A 23,421-nucleotide genomic window follows, 5' to 3' on the forward strand; every position below is an offset into this window, starting at 1 on the left:
CTGTCAGGGCGCGCGCAGGCCGTGGAAGGCGAGCTCGGTGACGGCGTCCACCACGCGGGCGGCGGCACGGCCGTCCGCGTCCGGGCGGTACCACTCGACCAGCGAGTTGATCATGCCGAAGAGCAGGCGGGTGGCCAGCCTCGGCTCCACGTCCGCGCGCAGCTGGCCCTCGGCGACCGCCTCGGCCACCAACTCGGCGACCCGGTGGTCGAACTCGCGGCGGCGCTGCAGCGCCCACTGCTCGGCCGCGGTGTTGCCGCGCACCCGCAGCAGCAGCGTCACGTACGGGAGTTCGGCCAGCAGCACCTCGGTGGTGCGGTGCACCACGTGCTCAAGGCGCGAGAGCGCCGTGCCTCCCTGCGCCTCGGGCTCGTCGAGGATGCCGAAGAGGCCGTCCAGCGCGCGGCCCACGGCCAGCCGGAGCAGCTCCTCCTTGCCCTTGACGTGGTGGTAGATCGAGGACTTGGAGATCCCGGCCGCCCGCGACAGGTCCTCCATCGAGGTGCCGTCGTAGCCACGCTCGTTGAAGACGCCGACGGTGACGGCGAGCAACGTGTCGACCGTGTAGCTGTCTCGGCGCGCGGCGGCGCGGGCGGGGCGGGAGGTCTCGACCATGGGGTCGAGTATCACATCACCTGTCTGCTCCGTCGCTCCAGCATGGTCACATCACGCCAGCGGCCCTCGGGCGTGCGGCCGATCCGCTCCCGGGTGCCGACGACGCGGAAGCCCGCGGCGGTGTGGAGCGCCAGGCTGGCGGTGTTCTCCGGGAAGATCCCGGCCTGCAGCGTCCAGACGCCGGCCGCCTCGGTGGACGCGATCAGCGCCGCCAGCAGCGCCCGGCCGACGCCGCGTCCGCGCGCGTCCGCACGGACGTAGATGCCGACCTCCAGCACGCCCGCGTAGACGGGCCGGGAGGAGACGGCGCTGGTCGCGGCCCAGCCGAGGACGGTCGCTGCGGCCTTCGGGTCGTCGTCGACGGCGACCAGGCGGTGGGCGGGCAACCGACCGCGGTCGAAGGCCTCCCAAGTCGGCACCTCCGTCTCGAAGGTGGCGTTCCCGGTCTCGATGCCCTGCCGGTAGACGTCGAGCACCGCGTCCGCGTGCTCGGCCCGCATCGGGGAGATGGCGATCACGGGACCAGGGTAGGGCCGCCCGATGATTGTGGTGCTATAACTGTTGTAGACGTACAACTACTTGCCGGGGTGAGGGATGGACACAGTGGAACTCTCGTCGAGAAGGCGACTCCTGGTCCTGGCCATCTGTTGCATGAGCCTGTTCATCGTCGGGCTCGACAGCACGATCGTGAACGTCGCACTGCCGTCCATCGCGCGTGACCTGCACTCCGACGTGTCCGGCCTGCAGTGGGTCGTGGACGCCTACGTGGTCGTGCTGGCCAGTCTGTTGATGCTGGCCGGCTCCACGGGCGACCGGCTCGGTCGGCGACGGGTCTTCCAGACGGGGCTGACCCTGTTCACCCTCGGCTCGCTCGCGTGCAGCCTCGCGCCCAGCCTGAGCTGGCTGATCGCCGCGCGCATGCTGCAGGCGGTCGGCGGCTCGATGCTCAACCCGGTGGCGATGTCGATCATCACCAACACCTTCATCGACGCCAAGGAGCGCGCCCGCGCGATAGGCGTCTGGGGCGCGACGGTCGGCTTCAGCATGGCGCTCGGCCCGGTCGTCGGCGGCCTGCTGGTCGGCTCGGTGGGGTGGCAGTCGATCTTCTGGATCAACATCCCCGTCGGCCTGGCCGCGATGGTCCTGGCCGGGATCTTCATCCCAGAGTCCAAGGCGCCGCGGGCGCGTCGCGTCGACCCGTGGGGACAGCTGGCCGTCATCGTGCTGCTGGGCTCGCTGACCTACGGCATCATCGAGGCGCCGAAGGCGGGTTGGGGATCCGCGCAGTCGCTGGCCTGCTTCGGACTGGCGGCGGCCGCGCTGGTGGCACTGCTGGTCGTCGAGACGCACCGCGACGAGCCGCTGATCGAGCTGCGCTTCTTCCGCAGCGCCCCGTTCGCGGGCGCGACCGTCATCGCCGTCTGCGGGTTCGCGGCGCTCGGCGGCTTCCTCTTCCTCAACACCCTGTTCCTGCAGGACGTGCGCGGTTACAGCGCGCTGGTCGCGGGCCTCTGCACGCTGCCGATGGCCGCGGCCACGGTCGCCTTCGCGCCGCTCAGCGGTCGCATCGTCGGCTCGCGCGGACCCCGGCTGCCGCTGATCGTCGCGGGCGTCGCCATGGCCGCGAGCGCGCTGCTGCTGCTCGACCTGAGCGCGAGCACCCCGCTGTGGGTGCTGCTGCTGTCGTACCTGCTCTTCGGCGTCGGCTTCGGCATGCTGAACGCGCCGATCACCAACACGGCGGTCTCCGGCATGCCGCGCAGCCAGGCGGGCGTCGCGGCGGCGGTAGCCTCGACGAGCCGACAGGTCGGCTCGGCGCTGGGCGTCGCGGTGATCGGCTCGGCGGTGACCTCGGCCGTCGTCCTGCCGTTCAAGACCGGCTTCGCCGAGGCCAGTCACATCGGTTGGTGGATCATCCTGGGCTGCGCCCTCGCGGTGCTGGTCCTGGGCCTGGCCACGACGGGCGCGTGGGCACGCGGCACGGCGGAACAGGTCTTCGCCCCGGCGAGGACGGAGCGCGTAGGGGGAACGGTGAGTGCGAAGTGAGCGCGGAACGGGTCTACGCGGTGATGCGGCGGCTGGTCCTGGAGTCGGACGACCGACGCCAGCGGGTCGCCGACGCGCTGGGCATGAGCTTCAGCCGCGCCAAGGCGCTGCGTGCCCTGGCGGGCGGCCCGATGCGGATGAGCGCGCTCGCGGGCGTGCTGCTGACGGACAAGCCGTTCACCACGGTGGTCGTCGACGACCTGGAACGTCGTGGGCTGGTCGCCCGTACTGCTGATCCTGCGGACCGGCGCTGCCGGGTGGTGGAGCTGACCGAGAGCGGGCGGGTGGCCGCCCGGCAGGCGACGGAGATACTCGAAACGCCGCCACGGGAGCTTGCGGCGTTGCCGCCGGAAGAGCTTGATGCTCTGGATCGCATCCTGGGGAAGTTGCACTCCTAGGGGCGCGGGGAACTGCGCGAGAAACCACCGGCGTGCGGATGGCCCTGCTCGTTCGGCCTGCCAGCTGCGTGGGTGGCTTGTCGCGCAGTTCCCCATGGGTGGCTTGTCGCGCAGTTCCCCGCGCCCCGGGGTAGTGCAACCGCGCGCGGGAGCGAAGCAGCTGCTGGTCGGGCCCCTGCGAGAAAGTGACCGTTTCTCCCGACCGATCATTCGGTTACCGTAGGTGCTGGCACAGTCGCCAGGACCCACGAGGAGTGCGTTGCCATGTCCGCAACCACGGACCACCCGCTGATCGACCGTCATCAGGAGACCCTGCAGCGCGCGGTGAGCGCCCTCGCCGAGCGGGACTACTGGACGCCCTACCCGGAGTTCCCGAAGGCCTACGGCGAGGACGCCCTCGCCGTCGGTGGAGCCGCCTTCGCCGGGCTGAAGGGCACCACCCGACTCGCCGCCGAAGGCGACGAGCTCGTCGGCCCGGACGCCGACGCCGGAGGCGAGACCTCGCCGTTCGGGGAGGCGCTGAACATCGCCTACGGCTACCGCAGCCCGGACGCGCTGATCGCCGCGGCCACCGCCGCCCAGCCGGCGTGGGCGCAGGCGAGCCCGCTGCTGCGCGCAGCGGTCTGCGCGGAGATCCTGGCGCGGATCAACGCCCGCTCCGTCGAGTTCGGCTTCGCCGTCCAGCACACCACCGGGCAGGCCTTCGGCATGGCCTTCCAGGCCGGTGGGCCGCACGCGCAGGACCGTGGTCTCGAGGCCGTCGCCTGCGCCTACGCGGAGCAGACCCGGATCCCGGCCAAGGCCAACTGGACCAAGCCGCAGGGCAAGCGCGACCCGCTGACGATGGAGAAGGAGTTCCTCGTCCGCCCGCGCGGCGTCGCGCTCCTGATCGGCTGCAACACCTTCCCGACCTGGAACGGCTTCCCGGGCTTCTTCGCGTCCCTGGCGACCGGCAACCCCGTCGTCGTCAAGCCGCACCCGCGCGCCGTGCTGCCGCTGGCGCTGACCGTCGAGATCGCCCGCGAGGTCCTGGCGGAGGCCGGGTTCGACCCGGACCTGGTGCAGCTCGCGCCGGAGAAGCCCGGTGAGGGCCTCGCCAAGACGCTGGCGACCCGGCCCGAGGTCGCGATCATCGACTACACCGGCTCGACCGCCTTCGGCGACTGGCTGGAGGAGAACGCCCGCCAGGCGCTCGTCTACACCGAGAAGGCCGGCGTTAACACCGTCCTCATCGAGTCGACCGACGACTACGGCCACGCGCTGGCCAATCTGGCGTTCAGCCTCTCCCTCTACAGCGGCCAGATGTGCACCACGCCGCAGAACCTGCTGATCCCGCGCGGCGGCATCGCCACCGACCAGGGCAGCAAGTCCTTCGCCGAGGTCGTCGCCGATTTGGCCGACGCGCTCGGCAAGCTGCTGGGCGACGACGCGAAGGCCGCGCAGTTGCTCGGAGCCGTCGTCAACCCGGGTGTCCGGCAACGGATCGAGCGGGCCGAGAAGGGCGAGTACGGCGAGCTGGCGCTGGCGCCGCGTACCGTCACGAGCCCGGAGTTCCCGGACGCGGTGATCCGCACGCCCGCCCTGGTCACCCTGGACGCGGCCAAGGACGCCCTGCCGGGCGAGTGCTTCGGGCCGGTGGCCTTCGCCATCGCGGTCGACTCCGCCGACCACGGCGTGGAGCTGCTGCGCGAGACCGTCCGCACCCGGGGCGCGATGACCGCCGCGGCCTACACGACCTCGCCCGAGGTCGAGGCCAAGGTCGTCGAGGCGGCGGTGGACGCGGGCGTCTCGCTGTCGCTCAACCTGACCGGCGGCGTCTACGTGAACCAGACCGCGGCCTTCTCCGACCTGCACGGCACCGGCGCCAACCCGGCCGCCAACGCGGCCTACTGCGACGCGGCGTTCGTCGCCTCGCGGTTCCGCGTGATGGAGGTCCGCCGTCACAGCTGACGCGTGGTCCGCGGACAAGTGGTCCGCGGAGAATCAGCGCTCTGCACACTGACACGCTCTGCACACTGACATGGGCCGTCGGGGAGATTTTCCCCGGCGGCCCATGCTGCTTTCCATTGACAGGGGTGTAGGCAGTTTGTTGCGCCTTTTACAGGCTGTAGGTAGCCGGAGAGGCCGGGAATCACGCAGGGTAAGCGGTGATGCGGATCACGTCGCGAATGCGAACGGTTGATAACGATTCCGCCGCCAGATGGTCTTGAGGGCATGGAAAGCGCAGCTCCCGGGCCTTAATCTCGGTCCCCATCGCCACAAACGGAGCTGCTTCGTCCTCCGTTGCACGCCCGCACGACCGTTGCTGGAAAGGACCTCGGCCAGCCCCCGCGTCTTTGAGAAAGGCACTCCCCCCAACATGACGGGTTCCAGCTCTTTCACCGAGCTCTCGCGCTATGTGAACCGCACCAGGTTGGCTGCGACGACTCGCGCCGTGAGTCGTCGCTCGCTGCTGCGAGGCGCGACGGCCGGCGGGCTCGCCGTGGCGGGCGCGGGCGCGCTCTCCGCGTGCGGCGTTCAAGGCCATGTCGTTCCGCCCGGTTCCAAGGACAACGGCCAGGCCGGCAAGGACTACTCGGACGTGGAGAAGACCGTCGTCTTCGCCAACTGGCCGGCGTACATCGACATCAACCCGAAGAACTCCAACGACCGGCCGACGCTGGACGCGTTCACCAAGCAGACCGGGATCTCCGTCCAGTACCTGGAGATCATCAACGACAACAACGACTGGTACACCCACGTCGACCCGTCGTTGATCAAGGGGCAGGACACCGGCTACGACATCATGGTCGTCTCCGACTACATGGTGGCCAAGTACCGGACGTACGACTACATCCAGGAACTGAACCTGGCCAACATCCCCAACCACGGCAAGCTGCTGCCGAACGTCCTGCACGACCCGACCGACCCCGGTCGCATGCACTCGATCCCGTGGGCCTACGGCTACACGACCCTCGCGTACAACTCCAACCTGGTGAAGCAGCCGATCACCTCGATCGCCGAGGTCTTCACCCGCCCCGACCTCAAGGGCAAGGTCTCCCTCTTCTCGGAGATGGAGGACACCGTCGCGCTGGCGATGCTGGCCCAGGGGCTCGACCCGGAGCACTTCACCGACGCGCAGTTCAACCAGGCGCTGGACTACATCCGCCGCGCCAAGAACGCGGGCCAGGTGCGTGCGTTCGCGGGCAACGACTACCTGAGCGACTTCCAGCAGGGCAACACCGCCGTCACCATGGCCTACTCCGGTGACGTCGCGCAGCTGGGCAAGCCCAACCTGGTCACCGTCGACCTGCCCAAGGAGGGCATGCTCGCCTGGTCGGACAACTGCGTGATCCCCAACTTCGCCCGGCACAAGACCAACGCCGAGAAGCTGCTCAACTACTACCTCGAGCCCTCGGTCGCCGCCCAGTTGGACGACTACATCGACTACATCCCGGTGGTCGACGGCGCGGTCGCCGCCCTGCAGCAGCTCGACCCGACCGCGGCCGGGGTGCCGCTGATCGTGCCGACCCCGCAGATGGTGTCCAAGGCGCGCGGCTTCATGTCGCTCAGCGTCGCCCAGTTGAACGACTACACGTCCCGCTTCCAGCAGGTCACCGGCCAGTAACGCCCACGGAGAGAAGAGTTCCGATGAGTTCGAACGACGTACTCGGCCAGACCCAGGGCGGGGATCTCCGCCTGGCCGGCCTGACCAAGCGCTACGGCTCCTTCACCGCCGTGGACAACCTGAGCCTGACCATTCCGCAGGGCTCCTTCTTCGCGCTGCTGGGCGCCTCCGGCTGTGGCAAGACGACGACGCTGCGCATGATCTCGGGTCTCGAGGACCCGACGATGGGTCAGATCTTCCTGGGCGAGAAGGAGGTGACCGACCTCAAGCCGTACCGCCGCCCGGTCAACACGGTGTTCCAGAACTACGCGCTCTTCCCGCACCTGGACATCTTCGAGAACGTCGCGTTCGGCCTGCGCCGTCGCGGCGTCAAGGACGTCAAGACGTCCGTGACCGACATGCTGGACCTGGTCGAGCTGGGCCACCTGGCCAAGCGCAAGCCGACCCAGCTCTCCGGCGGTCAGCAGCAGCGCATCGCGCTGGCCCGCGCGCTGATCAACCAGCCGCAGGTGCTGCTGCTCGACGAGCCGCTGGGCGCGCTGGACCTCAAGCTCCGCCGCCAGATGCAGATCGAGCTCAAGCGGATCCAGACCGAGGTCGGCCTGACCTTCGTGCACGTCACCCACGACCAGGAGGAGGCCATGACCATGGCCGACACCATCGCGGTGATGAACCACGGCCGGATCGAGCAGCTCGGCTCCCCCGCCGAGCTCTACGAGAACCCGCAGACCACGTTCGTCGCCAACTTCCTGGGCCAGTCCAACCTGATCCCGGCCGTGGTCGAGGACGAGTCGGACGGCGTGCTCACCGTCTCCGCCCACGGCCAGTCGCTCAAGCTCGACACCAAGCGCTGCCGCAGCACCACCGGCAAGGTCATCCTGGGCGTCCGTCCGGAGAAGGTCCAGGTCGCCAAGACCGCGGACGAGGTCCCGGCCGGCTTCAACTCGCTCACCGGCGGCACCGTCGTCGACACCAGCTTCATCGGCGTCTCCACCCAGTACCTGATCAAGCTGGCCTCCGGCGAGGAGCTCTCGGTCTTCGAGCAGAACACCGGCAAGGAGATCCAGCGTCCGGGCGCCGAGGTCGTCGTCTACTGGGACCCGAGCCAGGGCTTCGGCCTCGACGGCACGCAGGACATCGAGGCCGGGGCGGCCGTGGACGAGGAGGCCGCCGCATGACCGTCCTCACCGAGGCGCCCGCTCCGGCGAAGGAGCGGGCGCCCGAACGGAAGCCCAGGCGGAATCTGACGCCGTGGGTGCTGCTGATCCCCGGTCTGCTGTGGCTGATCGTCTTCTTCCTGGTCCCGATCCTGACCTCGGTCTCGGCGTCGGTGCAGACCGGTGACTACGACGACGGCTTCAAGCTCACCTGGCACTGGGCCAACTACCACGACGCGCTGCTCAACTACGGGACGCAGTACTGGCACTCGTTCCTGTACTCGATCATCACCACGGTGGCCTGCCTGGCGCTGGCCTACCCGGTGGCGTACTTCATCGCCTTCAAGGGCGGCAAGTGGAAGACGCTGCTGATGGCCCTGGTCATCGTGCCGTCCTTCACCAGCTTCCTGATCCGCACCATCGCCTGGAAGACGATCCTCGCCGACAACGGCAGCGTGGTCCGGGTCCTGAACGACCTGCACGTGCTGAAGCTGACCACGGCGCTCGGCTGGACCGTCGGCAACCACGTGCTGGCCAGCCCGGTCGCGGTGGTCTGCGGCATGGTCTACAACTTCCTGCCGTTCACCATCCTCCCGCTCTACACCTCGCTGGAGAAGATCGACCCGCGCCTCCACGAGGCCGGCGCCGACCTGTACTGCAGCGGCTACCAGACCTGGCGTCGGGTCACCCTGCCGCTGTCGATGCCCGGCGTGATCGGCGGCACCCTGCTGACCTTCATTCCGGCGGTCGGTGACTACATCAACGCCCAGTTGCTGGGCAACCCGAACACCACGGTGGTCGGTCAGCGCATCGAGGACCTGTTCCTGCGCCAGACCAACGGCTACCCGGTCGGCTCCGCGATGTCGGTGGTGATGATGGTCGGCACGCTGATCATTGTCATGAGCTACATCTACAAGGCCGGGACGGAGGACCTGCTCTGATGGCTACTCAGACCCTGACCCCCACCGGCTCGACCGGCGCGGTCCGTGACGACGAGCTGAAGGTGCGGCGCAAGAGCCCGTGGGCGTGGGCCAAGCAGCACGTGCTGCTGGTGGTCACGCTGCTGGTCTTCGTCTTCATGCTGCTGCCGAACGCCGTCATCCTGTGGATGTCGTTCAACCAGCCGGTGGGGAAGTTCAACTACACCTGGAACAAGTTCTCCACTGCTGCATGGACCAACATGTGCAGCAACAGCACGATGTGCAACAGCCTCGGGCTGTCGCTCAAGATCGGCTTGCTGGCGACGGTCATCGCCACGGCCCTCGGCACGATGATCGCCTTCGCGATGGTCCGCTACCGCTTCAAGATGCGCTCCGGCATCAACGCGCTGCTCTTCCTGCCGATGGCCGCCCCCGAGGTGGTCATGGGTGCGACGCTGGCCGCGCTCTTCTTCAACACCATCGGCCCCGGCGGGATGGGCTTCTGGACGATCACCATCGCCCACGTGATGTTCTGCATCTCGTACGTGGTGGTGACGGTCAAGTCCCGGCTGGCGGGCATGGACCCGACGCTGGAGCGCGCCGCGCAGGACCTCTACGCGACGCCGACGCAGACCTTCATGAAGGTCACCCTGCCCCTGGTCGCCCCGGGCATCGGCGCCGCCGCGCTGCTGGCCTTCGCGATCTCGATCGACGACTACATCATCACGGTCTTCACCGCGGGCAACTCGGAGACCTTCCCGATGTACATCTTCGGTTCGGTGCAGCGCGCCTACCCGGCGCAGATCGACGTGATCGGCTCGCTGATGCTGCTCGGCACCATGGCGGTCATCGCGGTGTCGCAGATCCTCAACCGGATGCGGACCGCGAACCGCGCCAAGTGAGCTGCTGCCACTGAGCTGGGTTTCCCACCAGAAAGGCTGAGTCCCGTCCGGTTCCACCGGGCGGGACTCAGCCTTTCTGCGCTTCCTTGGTCTGCTGCGCGTAGTGGCGGGCGGCCTTGGCACGGTTGCCGCAGCGGGCCATGTCGCACCAGCGGCGACGGCCGTTCTGGGAGGTGTCGAAGAAGGTCAGGATGCAGTTCTCGTGCACGCACTCGCGGATCCGGCCCGGGTCGCGGGCGAGCAGCCGCAGGTAGTCGTCGGCGGCGAGCCAGGCGGGCAGCCAGGTCGGGTCGGTGACGTCCGGCTCGTCGTGCGGCAGACCGTCCGGACCGAGGACGCGACGGATCCGGCCGTGGGCGAGCACGGCGTTGAGCGCGTCGGCGGCGTCGGGGTTGTCCGGGTCGGTGCGCAGCGCGAGGAGGGCGTCCCGGGTCCGGAGCAGCGCGCCCAGGGTCGCCTCGGAGTCGGGCGCGCGGTCGGTCAGGCCGTTGGACGCGAGCCAGATGGCCAGGCCGTCGGGGTCGTGGAAGAGCTGGTCACCCCGCCAGCGGGTGTTGAGCAGGTCCAGCGAGATCGGCTCGCCGCGCAGCGGTCGGGGATCGACGAGTGCCTCCATGGCGTCGAGTCTAACCGTTCAGATCGTTCATAGCGGTTGCGGCTCCGGGTTCTAACTCCTATTGTCGTTGTGAACGGTTAGACATGCCACGCCCGCCCTCACGCCCTCACTCCCTCCCGGACAGGAGTCCGCCATGACGACCGCCGCCGCCCCGCTCACCTCGCTCCGCACCGGACACGTCGGCATCAACGTCACCGACCTCGACCGCTCGGTCGCGTTCTACCGCGACGTCCTGGGTCTGGAGCTGCTCAGCACCTCCGCCCCCGACGCCCCGCCGGAGCGGCGTGCCGCCTTCCTCGGCAAGGACGGAGCGCTGGTGCTCACGCTGTGGCAGCAGGCCGCCGGCCCGCACGAGCGCGACCGGGCCGGGCTGCACCACCTCTCCTTCGAGGTCGACACGGTCGACGAGGTCCGCGCGGCGGAGTGGTCGCTCAAGGAGCGCGGCGCGACCTTCCACTACGACGGCCTGGCCCTGCACGGCGAGGGACGCGACTCCGGCGGGATCTTCTTCGCCGACCCGGACGGCACCCGGCTGGAGATCTTCACCGCCAGCGGCGTCGCAGCTGAGGGCACGGCTCCCTTCACGGACGCTCCGACCTGCGGTTTCTTCTAGGCCGACGGGAGGGATGACGGCGATGGCTGCCATCGGCTACCACCCGGGCGAGCGCGCCGCGCAGGCGTTCGCCGGGGAGACGCACCGGGCCGAGCATCTGGGCCGCAGCATCCGCGACACGATCCCGCCGGTCGCGGCCGACTTCCTGGCGCAGCGTCAGTTGTTCGTGGTGGGCGCGGAAGACCGGTCCGGTCGGATGTGGACGACGGTGCTCGCGGGCGAGCCCGGCTTTCTGGCCGTGCCGGACGAGCACACGGTGACCGTGGCGGCCGTCCCGCATCCCGAGGACCCGCTGCGGGCGGTGCTGGACGGCTCGGAAGGCGGACCGACGCAGGTCGGCACGATCGCGCTGGAGCCCGCCACCCGCCGCCGGATGCGCCTCAACGGCCTGTTGGACGGGCGGACGTCGGACGGCTGGGTGCTCCGCGCGGAGCAGGTCTTCTCCAACTGCCCGAAGTACATCCAGAAGCGGCGCCCGGTCCCGGCCTCCCCGACCACCCGGCCGGGCCCGGCGCGTCGGTCCGCCGAGCTGACGACGGCGCAGCGGCTCCGCGTCGGCACGGCGGACACCTTCTTCGTCGCGACGGCAGGCCCGGACGGCCGCGCCGACGCCTCTCACCGCGGCGGCTTCCCCGGCTTCGTCGAGACGCTGTCGCCGACGACGCTGCGCTGGCGCGAATACCCGGGCAACGGCGCCTACATGACGCTGGGCAACGTCGAAGTGAACCCGTGTGCGGGTCTCGTCCTCCCGGACTGGGAATCCGGTGACCTGCTCCTGCTCACGGGTGAGGCGCACACGGACTGGCAGGAGCAGGCGGTGACCTTCACGCTGACGGAGGCGGTCGAGCTCCCGGGCGCACTGCCCATGCGCTGGAGCGAGCCGGAGTTCTCGCCCGCCAACCCGCCGCTCGGCTGAGAAGGCTCGGCTGATCAGGATGGGCTGAGCCGGTTCAGCGGCGTTCGGCGTCCTAGGCTGAGCCGGTGACGACGAACGACCTCGACGACCGCTGGTCCACGCTGCTGTCCTCCCCGGACGCGGTGCTGCTGGACGGCTTCCACGCGCTCAAGCACGCGCTCCGATTCGGCGCGACGGTGCCGCTCGTGGTGACCACGGACCCGGCCGAGCTCCGCCGCCTGGCGGCGGAGCTGGCCCCGGACCTCGGGTCGGTGGAGGATCGGGCCCCCGTCGAGGCCGTCTCGGCCGAGGCACTGCGGCGACTGGTCCCGCGGCCGCATCCCACGGGCGTGGCAGCGCTGGCCCTTCGTCCACAACCTGTGGACAGTGGTGACAGTCGGCGAACCGCTGCCCCGTACGTCGTCCTGGAGAACCCGCGCAACCTCGGCAACATCGGCGCCGTCGTCCGCCTGGCCGCTGGCTTCGGCGCGGCGGGCGTCCTCACCACCGGCGACGTCGACCCCTGGCACCCGACCGTCGTCCGCGGCGCGGCCGGCCTCCACTTCGCCACCTCGGTCGCCCGAACATCCTTGCAGACCTTGCCCGTTGGGCCGATCTTCGCCCTCGACCCGGACGGCGAGAACATCCACGACGTGGAATTCCCGGACGACGCCCTGCTCGTCTTCGGCTCGGAACGCCACGGCGTGACGGACGACGCGAAGGGGATGGCCACCCGAACCGTGGCCATCCCCATGCGCCCCCTGGTGTCCAGCTTCAACCTCGCCACGAGCGTGGGGATGGCGCTCTTCCACTGGCAGGGCGGGCGATTGTCTAACCGCTAGTCCGGCATACGGCCGTTTACATCCCCCGTCATCCCCAGCCTGTGGAGAAGTTCCGCGAGGTGCTCCGCGTTCCCGCGAACCTGAGCCGAACCCATCGTCAGCACGAGCCCGACCGTTGCAACGGGCGCAGCCGGCTGGTCGGCCGTCCGTCGCAGCTGCCGGACGATGTCCACGAAGTGGAGCCTCCGGCACGGCCGGTGGGCGATGCTGCCTCGGATGCCGACGCGCTCGATCTCGCGGCAGCTGAAGTGCAGGCCGAACGGCGGCCCGGTCTCCGGGTACGGGGTCGGGAGCACCGGTTCCATGGGTCCGTGCAGGCAGTGCACGGAGCCGTCGGTGCGGATCTCGAAGCCCTGGTCGTCGACGAGCACGGTGGAGACGGTCGGCTCGCCGAGCTCCATCGCCTCTGCGAAGGTCTCCGCCATGCGCTCGCGCTGCGCGCCGAGGTCCGCGTCGCCGCGCCTGATGGCGGGGAGGAGTTCGCGGGTGACCCAGTCCTGGAAGGGCCGGGCCGCCGGCATGTCGGAGCGCATGATCAGCCGGTAGAGACCGCTCTCGCTGATGACGTTGAGCTCCGGGTTGCCGCGCTGGTGGGTATTACCACCAGCGGAAACGTGATTACCCTGACGTGAGGTCAGGGTAATCGTCCGGGTGTTGACCCGGCGGACCTCCGACTTGTGGAGAACTCGGATCGCCTTGCTCGGGCTGCCGTGCCCGAGGATCTTGCAGACGTCCGCGACGGCGAACCACGGCTCGCCGTCGATCATCACGACGCGGATCGGTTGCCCCGTCACGGGGAACGCCGCGTTCATCATTCGCATGTCCATGATTTATTGCCTCTCGCCTGACGCCACTCTGCGCGACTTCCCCACAGAGCGGCTCGCTGTGAAGGATGATGGGAAGGCAGGGGCGGCCACCCGAACTGTGGCCGCCCCTCGTGCGTCCTGCGCTACGACGGAACCCGGACCCCGTTGAGGACTTCGAGGACCTCCCGTGGTTCGCCGGAGATGCCGAAGACCAGCAGCGATCGTCGTGGCGCCGCGCTTTCGGGACGTGGACCGGGAGGGTTGAGGAACTGGCGGGCCAGGTCGATGAGGCGGACCGTCGGGCAGGGCCGGATGAGTCGGCCGCCCAGGAGGCCGACGCGCTCCACCTCGCTGCAGCGGAAGCCGGGACCGTAGGGCGGGCCGTCGTCCTCGTCGGGGGTGGGGAGGACGGGATCCATCGGGCCGTGCTGGCAGTGCAGCGAGCCGTCCGCGTAGAGCTCGAACGCGTGGCCCTGCAGCTCGATGCGGCCGACAGGCGGTTCGCCGAGGTCGAGGTCGAGGTCGTTCTGGCCGCGGCGGACGGCGGGGAGGAGTTCGCCGGTGACCCAGTCCTGGAAGGGCCGGGCGGTGGGGTTGTCGCAGCGCATGATCAGCCGGTAGAGACCGCTCTCGCTGACGACGTCGAGGTCGGGGATCGCCCGGAGGTTCACCACCCGGTGGTCCCCGGGGCGGAGCAGGCGGTTGGCCCGGGACGGGCTGGTGGTGCCGAGGATCCGGCAGACGTCGGCGGTGGCGAACCACGGTTCGCCGTCGATCGTGACGACGCGGACCAGTTGCCCGGTGTGCGGGAACTCCGCGTTCATCGTTCGCGTGTGCATGGCGCGCCCTCTCGGTGGGTGACAGTGCGCCCTGCACAACCCCGTTTATCGGATCAGTGACACGGTCTCCTGCTCGCTTTCGGTTGCACGCCGGGGGCGCTTGATCGATTGGCGCAAGACTGGCGAGTGAGTCGCCCGCGCCACCCCTTTCGCCACCCCCTCCCCGAGGCGGGTGAGGAACCCCGTGGGCAGGAAGACGGCGTCCGCGGCGATCATCGCCAGCGAGAAGAACGGCAGGCCCAACGTCACCGCGATCGCGGCGTGTTCGATCATCATCAGGACCAGCAGCACGTTCTTGATCCGGCGGTTGAAGACCAGGAACGGGAAGGACACCTGCACCATGACCGTGCCGTAGGTGATCAGGCAGACCAGGATGCTGTTGCCGCCCAGCAGCGCGGAGAGCCCCGGCCAGGGGTCGAAGTAGGCCAGGTGCAGCGGGAAGTAGAGCGCCGTGCCGCCCTCCCAGAGGGAGCCCTGGATCTTGTACCAGCCCGCCGTGGCGTAGATGAAGCAGACCTCGACCGCGATCACCAGCATCGCCGAGTTGTGCACCATCGTCGTCAGCGCGTCCAGCAGGTCCGCGCCCTCGCCGTCCGGCTGACGGCGCCTCAGCCACTCACGCGCGCCGACGAAGAGCCAGAACAGCCAGAAGACCGTGCCCCAGTCGTAGGCGCCCATGTCGAGCATCCCCAGCGTGGCGAAGCCGGAGAGCTGGCAGTACGCCAGCGCCGCGCCCAGCAGCAGCCACAGCGCCACCCCCGTGACGTCGCGCTCCACGAGGCGGCCGAGGCGCGCGGCCCGCGCGTCGAGGGACCAGACGGTGCCGCAGCGGGTGAAGGCCAGGTAGATCGCCATCAGGTGGACGACGTTGTCGCCGCCGTCGCCGACCAGGACGCTGCGGTTCTGGATCGACAGCACCAGCACCATGAAGAGGACCGACATGGTCCGCGTCCGCCAGCCCACCAGCAGCAGCGCGCTGACCACGATCGCCGCCGCGTAGACGGCCTCGAACCACCAGCGGTTGTCCGACCAGGCCAGGATGGTGAAGGCGTGGTTGGACGCCAGCATCTGCCGGGCCAGGCCCGTGCTCCACGGCGCGAGATCGCCGTAGAGGACCCGGCGGTTCGGCCACTCGCGGAGCAGGAAGCCGCCGAAGCAGAGGGAGATGCCGATCCGGACGATCGCTGCCTGGTACGGGGCGATGGTGCGGCGGGTGAACGCCACCCAGCCCCGCAGCAGGGCGGCCGAGACGACGGCCTCCCAACCCGGGCGGGCCGACTGCGTGTTGTCGCTCATCGGCCGACCCCCAGGCCCTGGTAGTCCTCGTCGTCGGCCGGCCACCAGCCCAGCGTGCGGTAGCTGGGCGTGGTGGTCGCGGGCGCGCCCGTCCAGGCGGGGCCGGTGACGGAGGTGGTCGCGGAGCGGATCTGGATCTGGATGACCGGCAGGCCGCCCCAGTCGCGGCCGATCCGCTGGAGCGCGATCCGCTTGAGGTACTCGACCGAGAGCGGCCCGCCGAAGCCGGTGGAGTCGTCCGTCTGGTTGTGCCAGGCCGTGTAGTAGTCCCAGGCGCGGCGGAGCAGGTTCTGGTTGATGTGGCTGGGGGCGACGTTGCCGCGGATCGCGGCGATGTCGGCGGCGGTCAGGTCGATCCAGGGGGAGATGGTGCGACTGCCGTCGGCGGCGAGGGTCTGTACGCGGGCCTCGACGGCGATGTCGTCCTGCAGCGGGTTCGGCGCGAAGAGCTGCCAGTTCTGCTCGAACTCGGGCATCACGTGCGCGGTGACGGCGGCCGACTCCCGCTGCGAGATGGGGTTGCTGGGCGCTATGGCGAGGAAGATCGTGCCGAGGTGGTAGGCCACGGCGAGGACCAGCACCACGGCCGCGGCCCCGAGGACCGCGAGCGACGGCGTCGACCAGCGGCGTTCCGGCGGCTCCGGCGCGGCGGTCTCGTGCTCCGCCTCGTCGGCGTCGTCGCCGGGTGGGCGCGGACCGGGCACGTCCGGCGGGGGTGGACCGGGCAGGCCCGGCTGGGGTGGAGCGGCGGGTATGGACTCGGCCGCCCGCGGGGCCTCGCTGCTCGGCTCGTCTGCCACTGGTACCTGCCCTGCCACTCCGGTGAAGTCCTGAGCACGGTACTGACCCGCGGCGGTTCCGCGCGACCCTTCCCCCGACTTAGAACTTGTTCTAATCTGACGAATCGTCAGAGCGAGGCAGGCTGGGAAGGGACGAGCCGTGGATTTCACCTTCACCGAGGAGCAGCAGGCCGCGGCCGAGGCGGCCAAGGCGGTCTTCGCCGACGTGCCGCCGGACGGCGGCGTTCCCAGTCCCGCCCTCGGCATCGAGCCGGTCGCGACCGACATCGACCGGGAGCTGTGGCAGCGCCTGGCCAAGTCCGACCTGATCGGCATCGCGCTGGCCGAGGAGCACGGCGGCGGTGGGCAGGACGAGATCGCCTGGTGCCTGGTGCTGCGCGAGGCGGCCCGCGTGCTGGCCCGGGTGCCGCTGCTGGAGACGGGCGCGGCGGCGCTGGCGATCCAGGCCTTCGGCGCACCCGAGCTGCGGCAACGGCTGCTGCCGGAGATCGCGGCCGGCCGCCTGCTGGTCGGCGTCGCGCCGCACGGCCGCACCGGGCACGAACCCGCCGACGAGGCGGTCACGGCCGAACCGGCTCCGGGCGGCGGCTGGTCGCTGCGCGGCTCACAGACCGGCGTGTCCTGGGCGTCGGCGATGGATCTCGTCCTGGTCCCGGCCCGAGGTCCGGAGGGGACTCTGCTGCTCCTGGTCGACCCGCGTGGAGCGGGCGTCACCCTCAACCGGCAGGTGTCGACCCACGGCGAGTTGGCAGGCGAGCTGGTCTTCGACGGCGCGGTCGTCGAGGCCGGCTGGCAGGTGGGTCCGGTGGCGGCCGACGGGTCCAACTGGCGTGCGGTGCGCGGGTTGCTGATCGTCGGCTGCGCCGCGCTCTGCCTGGGCCTGGGCGAGGCGGTGGTGCGGATGACGTCCGAGTACGCGTCCAAGCGTGAGCAGTTCGGCCATCCGATCGCGACGTTCCAGGCCGTGGCCATGCAGTCGGCGGACCGGTACATCGACCTGCGGTCGATGGAGGTGACCCTCTGGCAGGCGGCCTGGCGGATCGCTGCGGGTGGTGAACTCACCGACCGGCTGCCACTGGACGCGGACCTGGCCACGGCCAAGATCTGGTCGGCGGAAGGTGTCCGCGCGATCGCCTCGACCGCGCAGCACCTGCACGGCGGCATCGGCGCGGACCTCGACTACCCCCTGCACCGCTACCACGCCTGGGCCAAGCACCTGGAACTCTTCCTCGGCCCGGCGGCGGCGTTCGAGCAGGAGCTGGGCGACCTGCTGGCCGTGCACCAGCTGTAGAGCGCCCGCGGCAGCCACCTCAGCGGATGAGGCAGAGTGAGGGGGTGGCCTCTCCTGCTCTTCCTCTCTTCGACGCGGTCGTTCTCGCCGGCGGCGCGGCCCGGCGACTCGGCGGTGAGGACAAGCCCGGACTGGTGGTCGGCGGCGCCTCGCTGCTGGACCGGGTGCTCGCCGCCTGCGCCGCCGCGCAGCGGACCGTCGTGGTCGGGCCCGAGCGCCCGACGGCGCGTCCGGTGCGCTGGACGCGGGAGACACCGCCGGGAGGTGGCCCGGTCGCCGGGTTGGCGGCCGGGATGGAGTCGGTGACGGCGGAGGTTGTCGTGCTGCTCGCGGCCGATCTGCCGTTCCTGGACGCACCCACGGTCCACGCACTCGTCGCCGCGCTGGACCCGCACGTTGATGCCGACCGTGACGTCGGTGCCGGTGCCGGTGCCGGTGCCGACGGCGTGCTGCTCGACGGGGTCGTGCTCGTCGACGCCGACGGCCGGGATCAGCCGTTGGCCGCCGCCTACCGCACCGCCGTGCTGCGGGCCAAGCTTGCCCAACTCCCTTCGCCGGAGGGCGCTCCGCTCCGTGCGCTGACCCGCGACCTGCACCTGCTCCGGCTGCCCGACACCCGCCACGCCGCCGTCGACTGCGACACCTGGGACGACGTACACGAAGCGCGACTCCGCGCAGACCGCATGGACGGCGCTCCGCACACCCCTCCGTCACCCCGGTGAGCGCGCGGACACGCACTCGATACCGCCCGTTGCAGGAAGTCGGCCTGATCATCGGCGACGATGGTGTCGTGCTGCATGACTGGATCGCCGCTGTGAAGACCGAACTGGGCATCGACCTCGACGTCGATGTGACCGGACTGCTCGACATGACCAGGGACGTGGCCCATGGTGTGGCCCGCCCGGCCGCGCCGCTGACCGCGTTTCTGGTCGGCTATGCCGCGGCCTCCGCCGGAGGCGGCCCGGAGGCCGTGGCGGAGGCCAACCGCAAGGCCGTCGCGCTGGCCGTGCGCTGGGCCGCGGAGCAGAGTGGGGAGCATGGCAACGGACAGGACACGGGCGACGGCAAGGCGCGGAGCGATGAGCAGCGCGGCTGACGCCGAGGCCGATCTGCTGGCCGCGTACCCGTACCTGCTGCCACGCTCGCCCGAGCCGGAACAACAGCCGGAGCCGGAGCGCCCGTTCGACTACGAGGTCGCCGATCGCACGAGCGAGGAGCCCGCGCAGTCGGGTCGCGAGCCGAGGCGCGATGCGTCGCGGGCGACCGACTTCGACCAGGCCCTGGACGACGTGCTGAGCATCACCCACCCCTCCCGACCAAGATCGCAAAATGTCACACGCGTGACAGTTGACGATCATGGAACGCCCAGCTCGGACCGCGTGCACGGTATGCGCGGGTCAGACGAAATGTACGCTTCCGTCCCGTCCCCCGTCGGAGCCGCCGCCGAGCTGAGCTGGCCGAAGGCGCGAGTCGTTGCCGTCAGGGCCGGACGTCGTCCGCTCGGTGTGGAGCGCTGCCCGCTGACGGATGCCCTCGGCGCCGCGCTGGCCGAGCCGTTGGCGGCGACCACCCACGTGCCCGCGTTCGACACCTCCGCCATGGACGGCTGGGCCGTCGCCGGACCGCCGCCGTGGCGGCTGCGCGAGCCGGCCGACGGCGAGGGGCTGGCCGGGCAGCCGGTCGCCGAGGCGTTGGACGACGGCGAGGCGTGTCGGATCGCGACCGGAGCGCCCGTCCCGGCCGGGGCCACGGCCGTGTTGCGCCGCGAGGACGGCGCGGCGGAGCCCGCTGCCCCGCAGGCGGGAACAGGGGCGGGAACAAAGCCGGGAACGAAGGCGGGTGCGAAGCCGGTCACGACGACCACGCTTCGCCTGCGCCCCGGTGTGACCGCGCCGCCGCTCGGGCGGGACATCCGGCCGCGCGGGCAGGAGTGCCGCGCCGGTGAGGCGCTGCTGGCCGCAGGCACGCTCGTCACGCCCGCGGTCCTCGGCCTGGCCGCCGCGATCGGTCACGACGAACTGACGGTCCATCGGCGTCCCACCGTCGAGCTTCTGGTGCTCGGCGACGAGCTGCTGACGGAGGGTCCGTCCCGCGACGGGCGGATCCGTGACGCGCTCGGCCCGATGCTGCCGGGCTGGTTGGCCTCCTACGGAGCGCGGTTGACCGGTCTGCGCCGGGTTGGCGACGACCGTGACGCGCTGGTCGCTGCGCTGCGCTCCAGCCGCGCCGACGTCGTGGTCACCACGGGAGCGACGGCCGCCGGGCCGCGCGACTTCCTCCATCCCGCGCTCGTCGAGATCGGCGCGACGCTGCTGGTCGACGGTGTCCTGGTGCGCCCTGGCCACCCGATGCTGTTGGCCGAACTACCGACCGCTGAACTCCCTGAAACAGCCGGAGAGAAGAGGCGGTACCTGGTCGGCCTGCCCGGCAACCCGTTCGCCGCCGCCGTCGCTGCCGCGACGCTGGCCGAGCCGCTGCTGCGCGGGCTCGGCGGATGCCCGCAGGCGGAGCCCTACCGCGTCCGGGCCGCGGCCGCGCTGGCGGGACACCCCGGGCACACCCGACTGGTCCCGGTCACGCTGCCGGAACGCGGCGCCGTGCCGCTGCGGCACGACGGGCCCGCGATGCTGCGCGGGTTGGCGCTGGCCGAGGGCCTGGCCGTGGTCCCGCCGGGCGGGGTTGCGGAGGGGGAGCCGGTCGAGGTGCTGGACGTCCCGTGCGGCTGAGGCCCGCCTCCCGTACGACGCGACCCGACGGACCGACCCGATCCGTCGGACGAACGCGATCCGTCGGGCAGTTCCTCCGGGCCCCTCGCCGGGTCGGCGGCCCGGAGGAGTTGGCGGAGCTGCAGCAGATCATGCTGCCCGCCCGGTTGGTCGCCGAGCCGCCGCTGCGCGCGGTCCGGCGTCGGCTGGCGCTGGCCCTGTCGGTGCTGCTGGTGACCACCTTCATCGTCTGGCTCGGCCGGGCGGGCTACCACGACAGCGCCCACGCCCACCTCGACCTGCTCGGCTCCTTCTACTACGCCACGGTCAGCCTCTCCACGACCGGCTACGGCGACATCACGCCGGTCAGCGACGCCGCGCGGCTGACCAACATCCTGCTGATCACGCCGCTGCGCGTGCTGTTCCTGATCATCCTGGTCGGCACCACGCTGGAGGTGCTGACCACCCGGACCCGCCAGATCTGGCGCATCAACCGCTGGAGGCAGGACTTGGACCGGCACACCGTCGTGGTCGGCTACGGCACCAAGGGCCGCCACGCCGTGGAGACGCTGCTGCTCAAGGGCACGCCCAAGACCGACATCGTGGTCGTCGACCCGCAGCGGCGCGTGATCGAGGCGGCCAACGCGGACGGCCTGGCCGGCGTCGTCGGCGACGCGACGCGGACCGACGTGCTGCTCCGCGCGCAGGTCGACCGGGCGGCGCAGGTGATCGTCGCGCCGCAGCGGGACGACACCGCGGTGCTGGTCACCCTGACGGTCCGCCAGCTCAACAAGGGCGCGGTGGTCGCCGCCGCGGTCCGCGAGGACGAGAACGCGCCGTTGCTGCGGGAGAGCGGAGCGACGGTGGTCGTCTCCGGCTCCAGTTCGGTCGGCCGCCTCCTCGGCGTCTCCACGCTGAGCCCGAACTCCGGCGCGGTGCTGGACGACCTGCTGAGCGTCGGGCACGGGCTGGACGTCATCGACCGCCCGGTGACCCGTGACGAGGTGGGCCGGGCCCCGCGCGACTGCGGCGACCTGGTCATCGCCGTGGTGCGCGGCAGACGTCGGCTCAGCTACTCCGATCCGGAGGCGGCGGCGCTGCAGCCGGAGGACCGCGTCATCGCCGTCCATCGCAGGTAGGGCACAGTGCCGCAGGTAGGGCACACCAGATCGCGAGCTGGTGGCGGGGCCGCCGCGTGGCTACGGCGGTCCCGGGCCCAGCAGCCAGATCGCCCCGTAGACCGCCGAGACGGCGGTCAGCACGCCCAGCGTCGCCGCCGCGCGTGAGGTCCGGATCCGGGCCAGCCAGGCGGCGAGCGGGAGCAGCAGCGGGAAGCCCGGCAGCAGCAGCCGGGGCTTGGAGTTGAAGTAGGCCTGCGCGCCCAGCGCCAGCACGACGATCACCGCCGCGTAGACCACGGTGGCCACCGGTTGCCGCTGCCGGACGCAGGCGATGAGCGCCCAGAGCACCAGGCCGACGAAGACCAGCAGCCCGACGCCCGCGGCCGGGCTGGTCGTCAGCTGGTGCCCGACGAACCGCCCGTAGGCGGCGCCGAAGTCGAAGCCGTTGCCCCAGCCGTTCTGGATCCGGAAGTAGGCCGGGATGCCGCCGACCCACCCCGCGTAGGCGAGTAGGCCCGCGGGCGCGAGCAGCATCCCCGCCACCGCCCGCAGCAGCGGGGCCTCGCGTCGCCACAGATCGAGCAGGGCTCCGGCCCAGACCGCCGCGATGATCGCCGCCGCGCTCGGCCGGGTCAGTCCGGCCAGCGCGGAGAGCAGTCCGGCGGTGATCCAGTTGCCGCGCAGCACGCACCAGAGCGACCAGGCGGCCAGCGCGGTGAACAGCGCCTCGGTGTAGGCCATCGACTCCAGCACACCGATCGGTAGCGCCGCCCAGAGCACCACCAGCACGAGCGCGACCCGCCGCCCGGTCACCGGGCTTGCCGGCAACCCCCCGCCGAGCCCGGCGATCCGCTCGCCGACGGCGAAGATCCCGAGCGCGGCGACCAACGAGGCGACCGCGCTGACGGCCAGTCCGGCGTCCGCGTAGGAGAGGCCGACGGCCTCGTGCAGCCCGCGCTCCAGCCAGGGCAGCAGCGGGAAGAAGGCCAGGTGGGAGCGGACGCCCGCGCCCCGCGTGTGCGCGGTCGCCTGGTATCCGGCCCAGTGGTAGCCGTGCGCGGCGATGTCGGTGTACCAGAGCGCGTCCCAGCGGGCCGAGAGCACCTGGTGCGGGCTGCGACCCTCCGCGCCCGCCCAGACGGCGAGCACGACCAGGCCCAGGACGCGGATGCCCGCGAACAGCGCGAGCGCCGGTGCGGCCCGGCGGAGCAGGCCGCGCGCGGCGGCGCGCTTCGGGCCGGTCACGGGTTCCGTGCCGGTGAGAGGTTCTGTGCGCATGGTGCCGGTGGTGCGAGTCAAGCGGTCCTGCTGTCGGTCGAACTCGGGCACCGACAGGTCAGACGGCGTGTCCACGTGCCAGCTCCTCGGCGGCCTGACGGCCCACCGTCGCGCCGGGGGGACGCGCCCCGCTCCGTGCCAGCGCCTCGATCACGCGGGGCAGTGTCTGTGTCCCGAAGGCGAGCCCGAGGCCTGCGTCGGTTGCCCCGGCACTCCCCGTTCCGACGTCCCCGGTTCCGACCGCCCCCGTGCCCGCGTTCTCCGCCGCGAGCTGGCCGACGATCAGCCGGACCACCGCCGCGAGATACGGGTCGTCGACCAGGTAGACCTGCCGTCTCCCCTCGCGGCGCGAGCGGACCAGCCCGGCCAGGCGCAGCTTCGCCAGATGCTGACTGACCGCAGGCAGCGTCCCGCCGACCTGCTCGGCCAGGCTGCTGACGTCGCATTCGCCCGCCGCGAGGATCCACACGATCTGCAGCCGGGTCGGCGACGCGAGCAACCCGAAGGCCGCCGCGGCCTGCTCCAGCACGCCCTGGTCGGGCCCCTCGTACCGGTCTGCCGCCGCGCTGCCTGCCACAGCCCCCGTGGCAGCGCTGTCATTCATCCGCCTGCTCCCTCGCCCTCCCGCTGTGTCCGGATCATCGCGCGCTCCGGCTCCGGTCGCTCCAACAGAC

At 71.1% G+C, this 23,421-nt stretch carries 21 protein-coding genes and 2 pseudogenes; 14 read left to right on the plus strand and 9 right to left on the minus strand.

Annotation, left to right across the window (positions count from 1 at the left end):
- Positions 1 to 3 precede the first annotated feature (3 nt).
- Positions 4 to 615: a TetR/AcrR family transcriptional regulator gene (locus tag I2501_RS09230; protein ID WP_196193370.1), complete on the minus strand. Its 612-nt coding sequence runs from the start codon at positions 613 to 615 to the stop codon at positions 4 to 6.
- 11 nt (positions 616 to 626) lie between these two features.
- Positions 627 to 1,115, minus strand: a complete 489-nt coding sequence (locus I2501_RS09235) for a GNAT family N-acetyltransferase (protein WP_196193645.1) — start codon at positions 1,113 to 1,115, stop codon at positions 627 to 629.
- Positions 1,116 to 1,209: 94 nt separating this feature from the next.
- Here I2501_RS09235 and I2501_RS09240 point away from each other — a divergent pair, with 94 nt between their 5' ends.
- From I2501_RS09240 to I2501_RS09270, 7 genes are all read left to right on the plus strand, one after another.
- The gene (locus tag I2501_RS09240; RefSeq protein WP_196193371.1) at positions 1,210 to 2,661 is read left to right on the plus strand and encodes an MFS transporter; all 1,452 of its coding nucleotides are present in this window, start codon (positions 1,210 to 1,212) and stop codon (positions 2,659 to 2,661) included.
- Entirely contained in the window at positions 2,658 to 3,059 is a 402-nt protein-coding gene (locus I2501_RS09245) for a MarR family winged helix-turn-helix transcriptional regulator (protein ID WP_328806288.1), read from the plus strand. The genes I2501_RS09240 and I2501_RS09245 overlap by 4 nt, the downstream gene beginning before the upstream one ends.
- A 264-nt stretch (positions 3,060 to 3,323) precedes the next feature.
- On the plus strand, positions 3,324 to 5,009 hold the full coding sequence (gene paaN / locus I2501_RS09250; RefSeq protein ID WP_196193372.1) for a phenylacetic acid degradation protein PaaN: 1,686 nt from the start codon (positions 3,324 to 3,326) through the stop codon (positions 5,007 to 5,009).
- Between the two features lie 484 nt (positions 5,010 to 5,493).
- On the plus strand, positions 5,494 to 6,666 hold the full coding sequence (locus I2501_RS09255) for an ABC transporter substrate-binding protein (protein ID WP_196193373.1): 1,173 nt from the start codon (positions 5,494 to 5,496) through the stop codon (positions 6,664 to 6,666).
- Positions 6,667 to 6,689: 23 nt separating this feature from the next.
- Positions 6,690 to 7,844, plus strand: coding sequence for an ABC transporter ATP-binding protein (locus I2501_RS09260; RefSeq protein ID WP_196193374.1), 1,155 nt, complete (start codon positions 6,690 to 6,692; stop codon positions 7,842 to 7,844).
- Positions 7,841 to 8,764, plus strand: a complete 924-nt coding sequence (locus I2501_RS09265; RefSeq protein ID WP_196193375.1) for an ABC transporter permease — start codon at positions 7,841 to 7,843, stop codon at positions 8,762 to 8,764. The genes I2501_RS09260 and I2501_RS09265 overlap by 4 nt, the downstream gene beginning before the upstream one ends.
- Positions 8,764 to 9,645 carry an ABC transporter permease gene (locus I2501_RS09270; RefSeq protein WP_196193376.1) on the plus strand — a complete coding sequence of 294 codons (882 nt, stop codon included), beginning with the start codon at positions 8,764 to 8,766 and terminating at the stop codon, positions 9,643 to 9,645. Before I2501_RS09265 ends, I2501_RS09270 begins: the two co-directional genes overlap by 1 nt.
- A 67-nt stretch (positions 9,646 to 9,712) precedes the next feature.
- Here the strand turns inward: I2501_RS09270 and I2501_RS09275 are convergent, their stop codons facing one another.
- Positions 9,713 to 10,261 (minus strand): CGNR zinc finger domain-containing protein, encoded by a 549-nt coding sequence (locus tag I2501_RS09275; RefSeq protein ID WP_196193377.1) that lies wholly within the window; start codon positions 10,259 to 10,261, stop codon positions 9,713 to 9,715.
- 133 nt (positions 10,262 to 10,394) lie between these two features.
- Between I2501_RS09275 and I2501_RS09280 the strand changes: the two genes are divergently transcribed.
- The 3 genes from I2501_RS09280 (at position 10,395) to I2501_RS09290 (ending at position 12,611) form a co-directional block, all read left to right on the plus strand.
- The gene (locus I2501_RS09280; RefSeq protein WP_196193378.1) at positions 10,395 to 10,874 is read left to right on the plus strand and encodes a VOC family protein; all 480 of its coding nucleotides are present in this window, start codon (positions 10,395 to 10,397) and stop codon (positions 10,872 to 10,874) included.
- A 22-nt stretch (positions 10,875 to 10,896) separates the two neighbouring features.
- Positions 10,897 to 11,790, plus strand: coding sequence for a pyridoxamine 5'-phosphate oxidase family protein (locus I2501_RS09285; RefSeq protein ID WP_196193379.1), 894 nt, complete (start codon positions 10,897 to 10,899; stop codon positions 11,788 to 11,790).
- Between the two features lie 65 nt (positions 11,791 to 11,855).
- Entirely contained in the window at positions 11,856 to 12,611 is a 756-nt protein-coding gene (locus I2501_RS09290; RefSeq protein ID WP_196193380.1) for a TrmH family RNA methyltransferase, read from the plus strand.
- Here I2501_RS09290 and I2501_RS09295 read toward each other — a convergent pair.
- The 4 genes from I2501_RS09295 to I2501_RS40180 form a co-directional block, all read right to left on the minus strand.
- Positions 12,608 to 13,438: a BRO-N domain-containing protein gene (locus I2501_RS09295; protein WP_196193381.1), complete on the minus strand. Its 831-nt coding sequence runs from the start codon at positions 13,436 to 13,438 to the stop codon at positions 12,608 to 12,610. The genes I2501_RS09290 and I2501_RS09295 overlap by 4 nt on opposite strands.
- 122 nt (positions 13,439 to 13,560) lie before the next feature.
- Positions 13,561 to 14,256, minus strand: coding sequence for a BRO-N domain-containing protein (locus tag I2501_RS09300; protein WP_196193382.1), 696 nt, complete (start codon positions 14,254 to 14,256; stop codon positions 13,561 to 13,563).
- Between the two features lie 45 nt (positions 14,257 to 14,301).
- Complete coding sequence (locus I2501_RS09305) at positions 14,302 to 15,552, minus strand: HTTM domain-containing protein (protein ID WP_236046031.1); 1,251 nt, start codon at positions 15,550 to 15,552, stop codon at positions 14,302 to 14,304.
- Positions 15,549 to 16,352 (minus strand): DUF5819 family protein, encoded by an 804-nt coding sequence (locus I2501_RS40180; RefSeq protein ID WP_196193383.1) that lies wholly within the window; start codon positions 16,350 to 16,352, stop codon positions 15,549 to 15,551. The genes I2501_RS09305 and I2501_RS40180 overlap by 4 nt, the downstream gene beginning before the upstream one ends.
- Positions 16,353 to 16,491: 139 nt before the next feature.
- On the opposite strand from I2501_RS40180, the gene I2501_RS09315 reads away from it, so the two are divergent.
- From I2501_RS09315 to I2501_RS09335, 4 genes and pseudogenes are all read left to right on the plus strand, one after another.
- Positions 16,492 to 17,643, plus strand: coding sequence for an acyl-CoA dehydrogenase family protein (locus tag I2501_RS09315; RefSeq protein ID WP_196193384.1), 1,152 nt, complete (start codon positions 16,492 to 16,494; stop codon positions 17,641 to 17,643).
- 26 nt (positions 17,644 to 17,669) lie between these two features.
- Positions 17,670 to 18,739 (plus strand): annotated as a pseudogene (locus tag I2501_RS09320) (NTP transferase domain-containing protein).
- Between the two features lie 310 nt (positions 18,740 to 19,049).
- Positions 19,050 to 20,369 carry a molybdopterin molybdotransferase MoeA gene (locus tag I2501_RS09330; RefSeq protein ID WP_236046100.1) on the plus strand — a complete coding sequence of 440 codons (1,320 nt, stop codon included), beginning with the start codon at positions 19,050 to 19,052 and terminating at the stop codon, positions 20,367 to 20,369.
- Positions 20,370 to 20,500: 131 nt separating this feature from the next.
- Positions 20,501 to 21,487 carry a potassium channel family protein gene (locus I2501_RS09335; protein ID WP_196193649.1) on the plus strand — a complete coding sequence of 329 codons (987 nt, stop codon included), beginning with the start codon at positions 20,501 to 20,503 and terminating at the stop codon, positions 21,485 to 21,487.
- A 60-nt stretch (positions 21,488 to 21,547) separates the two neighbouring features.
- On the opposite strand, the gene I2501_RS09340 is transcribed toward I2501_RS09335, so the two are convergent.
- Both I2501_RS09340 and I2501_RS09345 read right to left on the minus strand, forming a co-directional pair.
- Positions 21,548 to 22,822: a hypothetical protein gene (locus I2501_RS09340; RefSeq protein WP_328806290.1), complete on the minus strand. Its 1,275-nt coding sequence runs from the start codon at positions 22,820 to 22,822 to the stop codon at positions 21,548 to 21,550.
- A 187-nt stretch (positions 22,823 to 23,009) separates the two neighbouring features.
- Positions 23,010 to 23,351 (minus strand): annotated as a pseudogene (locus I2501_RS09345) (ArsR/SmtB family transcription factor); the annotation flags it as partial.
- Positions 23,352 to 23,421 lie beyond the last annotated feature (70 nt).

The sequence above is a fragment of the Streptacidiphilus fuscans genome, assembly GCF_015690355.1.
GTDB classification, from domain to species: domain Bacteria; phylum Actinomycetota; class Actinomycetes; order Streptomycetales; family Streptomycetaceae; genus Streptacidiphilus; species Streptacidiphilus fuscans.